Here is a 6,888-nt window from a genome sequence, read left to right as displayed (position 1 = left end):
TCCAGGCCCAGCATCCGGCCCAGCTCCAGCAGGGCCAGCCCCTTGGTCGCTCCCTCGTCGCTGATCTCCAGATTGTTGGATTCGCTGGACACGATGGAAAAGCCGCCCATCTCCTGAGCGATCTGCCGGACCTTCTGCCGGTTTTCCTCACTGATAAAGAACATGCTGCACTTCTCAAAGCCCTCCTGGGCGGCAATGAAGTCCGGAATGCTCTCCACCGGCTGGCGGCTCATCCGCATATAGGGAGCCATATTGCGGGGGGCCCACTCCTCGGCGGCATCCAGATTTTTCTTCTCGCTGTAGCCGCTGCCGCCCACAAACACGTCGAACACCCGCCAAAGGCCCTCGGTGGCCCGATACAGCTGCTGGACCCGCTGACGGCTGAGCCAGTTTTTGATCACGAATTCCCGGTCGGCCAGCCGAATCACGGTGGCTCCGTTGGCGGTAACCGCGTAGTCCACGCCGGGGATCTGCAGAAATTCCGGCAGCACGCCCCGCAGCGGCCGGCCGGTGGCCGGGATCACCCGGCAGCCCGCGTCGATGGCCGCCCGGATGGCCGCATGATTGCGGGGGCTGATCTGATTTTTGCTGTTCAAAAGAGTGCCGTCGATGTCCAGCCCCACCAGCTTGATGTTGTATTTGCTCACTGCTTGCCCAGCTCCTTGTTCTTTGCAAAGCTTCTGACCACCGCATTGATGGCCGCGGCCCGCAGGCCGCCCTCCTCCAGCGCGTGCACTCCGGCGATGGTGCTGCCGCCGGGGCTGCACACCTCGTCCTTCAGCTGGCCGGGATGCTTGCCGGTCTCCAGCACCATCTGGGCCGCGCCCGCCAGGGTCTGGGCGGCATATTCCAGTGCCTTTGCCCGGGGCAGGCCGCATTCCACGCCGCCGTCCGCCAAAGCCTCAATGAACTGGTACACATAAGCAGGCCCGCAGCCGGACACCGAGCTGCCCGCGTCCATCAGCTTTTCGTCGATGGCGTCGAACCGTCCGGCGGCGTCCATCTTGATGAGGAACTCCTCCAGATCCTCCCGGTCCACACCGGGGCCGGCGGTGTACAGGATCATGCCCTGGCCGATGGCCACCGGCGTATTGGGCATGATGCGCAGCATGGGGGCAGGCCGCCCCAGCATCTGGGCCAGACGGTCCAGCTGCAGGCCCGCGGCCATGCTTACCAGCACGAACCGGTCGGTGCCAGAGAGATGGCCTTTTCCATGCTCCGGTTGGTCAGCACCACCTGGCGGGGGTTCCAGCGGCAGGCCGCCCGGGCCAGCGCGCCGCCCATGTTGCCCACACCGATGAATCCAAAGGTATAGCTCATCGCAAAACGCCTCATTTCCATGTTTCAGTAAAGCCCGCAGCCCGCGGACAATGTTCTGCTTCCAGTATACCCGCTGAGGACCTGTTTTGCAATTCTTATTCCGTGCGCTGGGCCGGATAGATGGTGGCGTTGCCGCTGCACACTCGGGCCGCTGCACAACACAGCAAACCAAAGGGCAAAAACGCCCAGCCGAACACCTCACCCGCAATCAGCGCCGGAGCCAGCAGGGTACGGCTGGCCGATCCAAATACCGCGCAGTAGCCCGCCGCCGCAGCCATCGGCAACGGAACTCCTGCCAGCGGAGCCAGCCATACGCCCAGCGATGCGCCGATGGAGAACAGCGGTGTAACTTCACCACCCTGAAAACCGCCGGCCAGAGTCACCACGGTAAAGACCAGCTTGACCAGCCAGTCGTACCAGTAAACCGTACCATCCGAAAAGACTGCTGTAATCAGGTTGGTGCCCAGGCCGGAATACCGGCCCCAGTGACAGGCAAGGCTCGCCGCCGCCACCACTGCTCCCACCAGCGCAGCCCGGGCCACCGGATTCTGCATCCGTCGTCCCAGCACCGCTTTTGCCCGCCGCAGGCTCTCCGCGAACAGCGCGCCCGCAAGGCCGAAGCAGATCCCGAGGCAAGCCAGCCGAAGCGTCATGCTCCCGTCCAGCACGGGCAAACCGGTCAGCTCCACAGTGAATTTTTCCAGTCCCAGCGCACCGCTGGTCCAGCTGGCTGCCAGCGATGCCGTCAGCACCGGCAGCAGCGCCTCCAGATCCAGCCGCCCTACCGCCGTGACCTCCACCGCAAACAGCGCCGCCGCAAAAGGGGTGCGGAACAATCCGCCAAAACCTGCTGCCATACCGGCCTTGAGCAGCAATTTTTTTGCGTTTTGCATTGACAGCAGACGACCCGCTCCCCGGCCCAAAGCTGCGCCCATCTGCACCGCTACCCCCTCACGCCCGGCACTGCCACCGAACAGATGGGTAACCCAGGTGGACAGAAAGATCATGGGGATCAGCCGCCGGGGAATCCGTTCTTCCTCGTCAAAGGCCGCGTCGATCACCAGTCCCATGCCCCGGCCCGCCCGACTGCCCCAACGCCGGTAACACCAGGCAATAATTGCGCCCGCCAGAGGCAGAAAAGGCAGCCACCGGCCGGGATGCGCGTCCCGCACCGCACCAATGACCAGCAATCCCCGGCCGAACACCGCGACCAGCGCACCGGCCGCCACACCCACTGCCGCCGCCACCGCACACAATGCCAGCAGCCGCAGCGCCTGTTTTCCGATTTCTTTCATTGGTTCCTCCTTGCTGAAGCCTTTCCCCATACGCACAAAAAGGGCTGACGGCCCCGTGATTCACAGATCACAGAAGCCATCAGCCCGAACAGGCGGTTTGGGCGGGCGCATCCGGCCCGCAGGGGGAGTGCCTCATTCCCCGTATGCTTTCAACAGGATACCGCCGCTTTGCGGTTTTGTCAAGGCGTTATTCGTAACGCAGCGCCTCGATGGGGTCCATCTTGGCGGCCTTGCCCGCCGGGTAGTAACCGAAGAACACACCGATGAGCATGGAGAAGCCCACCGCCAGGCCGATGGCCGAAGGGCTGGGCTTTGCCGCATAGCCCAGCAGCCCTGCGCCTGCCGCGCCCAGGCCCACGCCCAGCGCCACACCCAGTGCGCCGCCCACCAGGCAGATGACCACCGCCTCGGTGATGAACTGCATCCGGATGGCAAAGCCCGGCGCGCCCAACGCCTTGCGGGTGCCGATCTCCCGGGTGCGCTCGGTGATGCTCACCAGCATGATGTTCATCACGCCGATGCCGCCCACCAGCAGACTGATGGCCGCAATGGCACTGATGGCCAGCTTCACGGTATTCAGCATGCTGGTCATCTCCTCCAGCATGCTCTCCATGCTGGAGGCTGCGGCGGTGTAGCTCTCGTTGCGGGTGTAGAAGCTGGCAAAGAAGCTTTCCACCTGCTCCAGGAAGGCAGTCGTATCGGTGCCGGAGGCGGCCACCACGGTAAAGCTCTGGTAGCCGCTCTCGCCGCCGCTGAGCTTTTGGGCCGCTTCCATGGGCAGATACAGCTCGGTCACCGGGTCGGACCCGGTCATGCTCACAAAGCCGTCGTCATCGTATTCATAAACACCGGCCACGTAAAATTTGAGCAGCTGGCCATTCACCGTCAGCTCAAATTCCTGCCCCAGCACCGACGCGCCGCTGGTGCCGAACACACTTTCACAGAACACATCGCTCACCACGGCGATCTGACGCTCACCGTCGGAATCCTTGATGAAGCGCCCGTGCAGCAGCTCCAGGTCATTGGCCAGAGCGTATTCCTCATTCACGCCCATGGCGCTCACCTGCACGGTGGTGTCATCCTGCTGCACCTGACCGCTGCCCAGGCTCTGGCTCAGCGCAATGGCATAGATCTGCTCCGGGTAGGCCATGCGAAATTCCTCGATCATGGCGTCGGTGAACAGGTCCTCGCTGGAGGGATTCTCCAGCCCGAACATGCGCACCGCACCACCGGTGGTTTCATCGTCCTCAGATTTTCGCTGCAGGCTCACGGTGATGTTGTTGATACCGAAGCCCTGCAGGCTGTCGGTGATGGAGCCGGTGAGCGAGTCGCCCAGCGTGACGATGGCGATCACCGAGCCAATGCCGATGATGATGCCCAGCATGGTGAGCAGCGCCCGCAGCTTGTTGGCCCACAGACTGCCGAAGGCCAGGCGGATGTTGTCAAACAGCTGCACTGCGTCCCGCCCCCTTTCTCTCACCCACAAACCGGCCGTCCCGCAGGGTCAGGATGCGCTCGCACTCGGCAGCCAGCTCCTGGCTGTGGGTGATGAGCACAATGGTCATGCCTCTGGCGTGCAGCTGGTGGAAGATATCCATCACGGTACGGCTGGTGGCGGAATCCAGCGCGCCGGTGGGTTCGTCCGCCAGCAGCAGTGCAGGCTGGTTCACCAGCGCCCGGGCGATGGCCACCCGCTGCTTCTGGCCGCCGGAAAGCTCGTTGGGCTGGTGGCGGGCCCGCTCGCTCATGTTCACCATCTCCAGCAGCTCCTTCGCCCGCTGGGTGCGCTGCCGGGCGGGCACTCCGGCGTAGAGCATGGGCAGCTCCACATTTTTCAGGGCGCTGGTGCGCCCGATCAGATTGAAGGTCTGGAACACAAAGCCGATTTTCCGATTACGGATGACCGAAAGCTCCTTGTCCTTCGCGCGGGTGATGTCCACACCGTCCAGTGTATAGCTACCCTCGGTGGGCCGGTCCAGCGCGCCGATGATGTTCATCAGGGTGGACTTACCGCTGCCGGACTCACCCACGATGGCCACGAATTCCCCGGGATATACCTGCAGGTCGATTCCGTGCAGGATCTCCAGCTCGTTGGGCTTGCCGATATAATACCGTTTCACAATGCCCTGCATGTCAATGATCGGCTGCATCTGCATCAGCCTCCCATCGCCGGGCCGCCGCCCATGCCGCCGCGGCCGCCGCCACCGCCATCCGCGGGGGCAGCAATGACCACCGGGCCCTGCATACCGCCTTCTCCCGCGGGGGCCATGCCGCTCATCTCGCCGGGCATCATGGCGCTTGTATCCAGCTCCTCGGTGGCTTCCTCCGCGTCAGCCGCCGCGCGCACTACCATGCCTTCTTCCAGCTCCGCGCCGCTGATCTGGGCGTAGTAGTCGTTCTGCTCGCCCACGGTCACGGTCATTTCCTCAAACACCGGCTCGCCGTCTTCCTCGCCGGTCTGCACATAGATCACGCTCTCGCCCGCCTCGTTTTCGCCGATGGCATCCAGCGGAACCGTGAACACGTCCTCGGTGGTGGAAAGGATGATCTCCACCTTGGCGTTGGTGCCGATCAGCAGGCCGCTGTCCGCATCATTGACGGTCACCTCTGCCGCAAAACTGCTGGAGGAGGAACCGCCGCCGGTGGCGGTGGGCGAGATCTGGCTCAGGGTGCCGTTCACCTCTTTGTCGGTCACATCACTGGTGATGCGGGCGGTCATGCCCACCTGCACGCTTTCAATGTCATATTCCGGAATGGTGATGGCCACCTTCAAAGAATCCGTGTTCTGAATGGTAGCCGCCGCGCCCTCGATCATGCTGCCCACGGTGGCGTTCACCGCGGTCACCTTGCCGCCGGTCTCGGCGGTCAGGGTGCACTGCTCCAGCTGCTCCTGCAGGTCGGTCAGCTCGTCACTCTCGGTGGATTTATTGTAGCTCTCCAGTGCGTCGTCGCAGGTATCCTGGGCGGTCTCCTGGGTCTTCACCGCCTGCTCATAGGCGGTCTTGGCCTGCTCATAGGCAGACTGCGCCTGCTGGTAGGTGGTCTGCAGGCCGGTCAGCCCCACGGTGTTCTGTGCATCGCTCAGGGCCTTCTGCTTCTCCTGCGCCTGCACGGAAGCCTGATCATAGGCCGTCTGGGCGCTGGCCTGGGCCGCATTTGCCGCATCCAGCTGGACCTGGGCATTATCCATTGCACTCTTCAGGCCGGCCAGCTTTTCCGCGTCGCCCTCGGCGGGCTGATACCCCGCCGCCAGCTGCCGGTCACTCTCGGTCTTCCATGCGCCATAGGCATCGTTGTAGGCGGTCTGCTTTTGGGTCGTCACCGCCATGGCATCGTTCAGAGCGCTCAGGGCGCTCTCCTGCCAGGCAGCAGCGCTGTCCGCCTCGCTCTGGAAGGAGCTCACCTTGCTGCGGGCACTGTCATAGGCGGACCAGGCGTCGTTTTTCTCACTCTCCGCCTCGTCCATTTTGGTCTTGGCCTCGCTTGCGTTGGTCTGGGCCTCGGTCAGGCTCTCCTGGGCCTTCTGGTAGTTCTTTTCCGCCTGGGCCATGCTGTCCGCCAGGGCCTCCTTGGCCTTTTCAATGCTCTTTTCCAGGCTCTCGGTGTCCAGGGTGCAGATCACATCTCCCGCCTCGACCATATCACCCACCTGCACGTTCACCGTCTTCACGGTGTATTTCAGGTCGGTGGTCACGTTGGACACATCGCTGCTCTCCACGGTACCGCTGGCGCTGATGGAGTCATCCAGCGTACCCTTTTGCAGGGTCACGGTGCGCACATAGCTGCCCCCCTGCACCGCCACAGGCATGGAAGGCCTCTGCAGCCGGAAATACCACAGTCCGGCCGCCGCAAGCGCCAGAATCAACACCACTGCAATCAGGGCCTTTTTGTGCCGTCCCAGGCATCCGCCCACCCGGCCAAGGGCCGTTTTCACCTTACTCATCGATCATGATTCCCCCTTGTAGATAATAAAACCTTCCCCCGGGGCCGGTTTGCCGCCGGGAAACCGAACCTATTTTATCGGCAGTTTGTGAAAAGCCGCCGTGCAAAGGGTGAAAGATATGTGAGGGCAAACCTTTATGTAACCTTTACAGCCTGTAAACCTATTGTAAATTCATTCCATCTGGGGCTATCCGGGGCTTTTCTTTTCCCACTTGTTTTGTATAATAAAAATATATGCCCATTTTCGCAGAGCAAGTTCTCGTTTTTAACTGCATGAATGGAGGATTCTCAATGATCAAACGCTGCATCGCCACTCTGCTTGCCCTAGTGC

7 protein-coding genes and 1 riboswitch are annotated in these 6,888 nt (G+C 62.6%); all 7 genes read right to left on the bottom strand.

Translation table 11 applies throughout. From position 1 onward, the window contains the following. A partial coding sequence (locus J7G73_RS12160) for an HAD hydrolase family protein (RefSeq protein ID WP_291246446.1) occupies window positions 1-647 on the bottom strand: 647 nt, incomplete at its 3' end. Continuing rightward, window positions 644-1,180, bottom strand: a complete 537-nt coding sequence (locus J7G73_RS12155) for a pyrroline-5-carboxylate reductase family protein (protein WP_367114000.1) — start codon at window positions 1,178-1,180, stop codon at window positions 644-646. The genes J7G73_RS12155 and J7G73_RS12160, both read right to left, overlap by 4 nt. Continuing rightward, on the bottom strand, window positions 1,171-1,320 hold the full coding sequence (locus J7G73_RS13770) for an NAD(P)-binding domain-containing protein (protein WP_367113999.1): 150 nt from the start codon (window positions 1,318-1,320) through the stop codon (window positions 1,171-1,173). Before J7G73_RS13770 ends, J7G73_RS12155 begins: the two co-directional genes overlap by 10 nt. A 95-nt stretch (window positions 1,321-1,415) precedes the next feature. Next, complete coding sequence (locus tag J7G73_RS12150) at window positions 1,416-2,615, bottom strand: chloride channel protein (protein WP_291246445.1); 1,200 nt, start codon at window positions 2,613-2,615, stop codon at window positions 1,416-1,418. Between the two features lie 63 nt (window positions 2,616-2,678). Next, window positions 2,679-2,764, bottom strand: a riboswitch (Fluoride riboswitch). Between the two features lie 38 nt (window positions 2,765-2,802). Further along, complete coding sequence (locus J7G73_RS12145) at window positions 2,803-4,071, bottom strand: ABC transporter permease (protein ID WP_291246444.1); 1,269 nt, start codon at window positions 4,069-4,071, stop codon at window positions 2,803-2,805. Beyond that, window positions 4,058-4,765: an ABC transporter ATP-binding protein gene (locus J7G73_RS12140; RefSeq protein ID WP_343212759.1), complete on the bottom strand. Its 708-nt coding sequence runs from the start codon at window positions 4,763-4,765 to the stop codon at window positions 4,058-4,060. The genes J7G73_RS12145 and J7G73_RS12140 overlap by 14 nt, the downstream gene beginning before the upstream one ends. 5 nt (window positions 4,766-4,770) lie before the next feature. After that, a complete protein-coding gene (locus J7G73_RS12135) occupies window positions 4,771-6,558 on the bottom strand; it encodes an HlyD family efflux transporter periplasmic adaptor subunit (protein ID WP_291246443.1) in 1,788 nt (595 codons plus the stop codon). Window positions 6,559-6,888: the final 330 nt, after the last annotated feature.

Source organism: Allofournierella sp., assembly GCF_017889395.1.
Taxonomy (GTDB): Bacteria; Bacillota; Clostridia; order Oscillospirales; family Ruminococcaceae; genus Allofournierella.
Note: the sequence above shows the minus strand (reverse complement) of the source record. Positions and strands in the feature narration are given on the sequence as shown.